Origin of the sequence: Vibrio sp. 10N.286.46.A8 (genome assembly GCF_041470165.1) — a bacterium.
Taxonomy (GTDB): domain Bacteria; phylum Pseudomonadota; class Gammaproteobacteria; order Enterobacterales; family Vibrionaceae; genus Vibrio; species Vibrio tasmaniensis_A.
The window spans coordinates 1-3,331 of the sequence record NZ_JBFRLX010000331.1 but is presented as its reverse complement, the minus strand read 5'-3'; the positions used below and the strand labels follow the sequence as shown (position 1 = coordinate 3,331).

At 39.4% G+C, this 3,331-nt stretch carries 4 protein-coding genes; 3 read left to right on the top strand and 1 reads right to left on the bottom strand.

Features of this window, described 5'->3' with window-relative positions; translation table 11 throughout:
• The 3 genes from AB4232_RS22125 to AB4232_RS22115 all read left to right on the top strand — a co-directional run.
• On the top strand, window positions 1–277 hold a 277-nt coding region (locus AB4232_RS22125; protein ID WP_372088019.1), incomplete at its 5' end, for a LysR substrate-binding domain-containing protein.
• Between the two features lie 247 nt (window positions 278–524).
• Complete coding sequence (locus tag AB4232_RS22120) at window positions 525–1,016, top strand: VOC family protein (RefSeq protein WP_029223140.1); 492 nt, start codon at window positions 525–527, stop codon at window positions 1,014–1,016.
• A gap of 306 nt (window positions 1,017–1,322) precedes the next feature.
• On the top strand, window positions 1,323–1,775 hold the full coding sequence (locus AB4232_RS22115) for a septal ring lytic transglycosylase RlpA family protein (RefSeq protein WP_372088018.1): 453 nt from the start codon (window positions 1,323–1,325) through the stop codon (window positions 1,773–1,775).
• 111 nt (window positions 1,776–1,886) lie between these two features.
• On the opposite strand, the gene AB4232_RS22110 is transcribed toward AB4232_RS22115, so the two are convergent.
• Window positions 1,887–2,438 carry a hypothetical protein gene (locus AB4232_RS22110; protein WP_372088017.1) on the bottom strand — a complete coding sequence of 184 codons (552 nt, stop codon included), beginning with the start codon at window positions 2,436–2,438 and terminating at the stop codon, window positions 1,887–1,889.
• Window positions 2,439–3,331: the final 893 nt, after the last annotated feature.

Here is a 3,331-nt window from a genome sequence, read left to right as displayed (position 1 = left end):
AAAAAGCCTTTCATATCGGCAGCCGTGGGTCGCTGTAATTTCAGATAGCAATACCTTAATACAAGCGGCAGTGGATGGGATGGGTATAGCAATGATCCCTAGCATATTTGTTAATAAATACGTTAACAGCGGTAGCTTAGTTAAAATTAAAAACGTAGCTGAATTTCCAATCGTGAATATTTATGGGATGTACCCAACTCGCAAACACGTCCCGTATAGACTATCGCTATTCTTGGAGTATTTAAAAGCTAACTTTATTCATATAGTTATATCGTAAATAGAAATAGCTATATGTACTACACGATCTTTCTGTCAGTGATGTCTAAAAGTGGTTATGAGTTCACTCAGCATTTTAAGTACAGCATGCACTGTCCTCAATATAAATAATAACGAAATATTATCATTAATATAAATTATGATAATTTCATTTAATTAAGCCATCTACCTATACTCTCTCCATCGAAACGAAACATCGAAGCCAGTCTTCGAAACGCACAGAATTAAAAACGAATTTGGAGTAAGTTATGAAAATGAATCACGTAGGCATCATGGTGGGTGACATGGATCAAGCAGTCGAGTTTTACACGAAAGCGCTGGGTCTAAGAATCGTAATGAACAACACTAAAGTGATGGAAGAGCGCGAATCAGCAATCGGCCGTATGTGTATCGCTGTGTTCGGTGAAGGCTTTAAAGGCTTCAACATTGCACACCTAGTAACTTCTGATGGTATTGGTGTTGAGCTGTTCGAAATGAAAGATCGCCAAGAGCGTCACGAAGTTGATTTCTCTCGCCTAGGTATCTTCCACTTCTGTCTGCAACTTCCAAAAGAGCAGTTTCATTCAGCGATTAAGCGTGTTGAAGAGTATGGCGGTAAGGTTCGTATGGACATCATGCGTTACCACCCAGAAGACGAACTAAAACAAGCGCAAATGGTTTATCTAGAAGACCCGTTTGGCAACCTATTCGAATTCTACTCGCACACATACGAAGACACGTACGCGACTGATTACGAGTAATCGCGTTACCTGCCTGTCATAAGGTAGAAAACCGAAACACCCCCTAAAGAGGATTGGTAGAGATACCAATCCTTTTTTGTGTTTGGATGTTTGGTTGAGTGACTTATCTATATGAAGTGATTAAGAAAGGTACAGATTTAAGGCGTTGCTAAAGTTGACGTTTTGAAGATAAAACCTTTCATGAATATGACGGAAGAAAGCGTAGTTTATGGAAATATTGCGGGCTCATACCGAATGGTAGCCTTGACTGAGCTGTGACTATACTCAGAACAATATTGCTAACCAACAACAACGAAAATAGAGAAAATGCACAGATTAGCGCACCCAAGTTACATGAAAAAACTACATATCATCTTTACCGCTCTTATTCTCATGATATTAGCCGGATGCACCTCAACGTCGGCGGTCGGCAGTTCCAAAACAAAGGACTATGCCAAGTCACATGCTCTTGTGGGTAAAGCTTCTTGGTATGGCGATAAATTCCATGGAAAACTCACAGCAAGTGGTGAGACATACAACATGAATGCCTACACAGCGGCTCATAAAACCTTGCCCTTTGGGGCGATCGTGAGAGTGACCAATACAGACAATGGCAAGTCGGTCGATGTGAAAATTAACGATCGAGGCCCTTACGTAAAAGGCCGAGTTATCGACCTTTCTCACAAGGCATTTGCACAAATAGGTAACGTTAAGCAAGGCACTGTGCCTGTCAAAATTGAGATTGTTGATGACCGTAATACCTTTAGGTATAAGCACTAACCAACTTCAAGTATTCCTTTGAATTGTCAACCACTACTATAAACGGTACCAAGAGCTAGGCCGGTACTGGTGGTTAGTAATCAAAAATGAAGTTGTATTTGTTAAGCAGGCTCACATCTTACTAAACTTGTGAGACATAAAATGGCCTACGGTTAAGTTGGGAATATAGAATTGAGTCGCTCCGCCAGGTAAGCCTTGCGAATTACCTCTCATTTCAAGAGCTGTATTCCTTTTGGATTGTGAGCCTGCATCAATACGGTTCATCCCTTTAAAACCGCCAAACCAAGCATAAACCGGAGATTTTAGTCTCATCTCCAATAAGTAATCCAATGAACTCCAGTTCTCTTTGATAACTGAGGTCAAACGTCCCCATTCTCTAAGAGATACGCCATTACGCTGCGCAATTTTTTTCTTTTGTTCTAGTCCTGCATCATGTTGGAAAGGGTCGGTTGGTGACCACCATGGTGAGAGTGTGGTCTCATCTGTAATTTCGCCTCGCCCTAAAGTTGGATAACCATTAAATTTATATATCGATGTCCCAGCTGGAAGGAGTTCTCTAGTGGGTTGGCCATATTGTAATTGAAAGGCATCTCTTACAAATGTTCCAGGGCCAGTTGGTATAGCGCCAACAATACTCCAGTCTAAATTATGATTTAGTATCACTTTAATACTCCTGCGTGATTCATTATAAATAATTGAATTTGCGAATCGAATAACTGTCTGAAAAATATCTATTATTATTTTCTTACAATATCACCACCAAGCATTACCTAGCAATATTACTCAGTGTTCATATATGTTCGGTTTTAATGTATTTGACAAGTGCGCAGGAGGCATGAGTTGATTCGCTATGTCTATATTTCCCCGTCGAAAATCTACATATAGGGTGAGGATGATTAGGGGCAAAAATAAGTGAACTTAGGTGAATTAAGGAGATTAAAAAATCGGCTTTCAATGCTGAACCAACAAGTGACATGCTGACTTTGGAGGGCGTCACTTCTCGTAAGCGCTAGATTGGCCCTGCAGTGCAAAAGGCAATTGAGAGCTTGTAAGTAGAAAGAGATTTTTGGGAGAGGGATTGGTATAGATCCCCCCCCTTCTTGTTGATAAGCTAATTAACTTGGACTTTAGGACTAAATTCACCAGTGTTTTCGTTGGCAAAATACTAATACTCGCATTGTATAAATATGGTAAAAAGTAGAGTTTGGTTGTTTATATGAAGTGTATAAATAAAAATTTCTTTTTATTTGAGTAGAAATGCATTTTCTGTTGTCCAAAACACACAATGTTTCTACCTAAAGGATTTTATTCTGTATGAGAAAACTAATAATAACCGCTCTTTGTCTTTATATATCTGGCTGTGCAACCAACGGTGCTGTCTGCATTCCTACAGGAGTTAGTATTTACTGTGGTAGTGGTGTCTAAATAAACAATATCAATTGTGGACAACCAGCAGTCAATTAATCTTAAAAATTATTTTCATTGGCATTATAGCCTTGTTCGGTTCTCAACCAAAACTCAGAAAGATCTTCAAACAAGTCGTCGTTGTCTAAGAT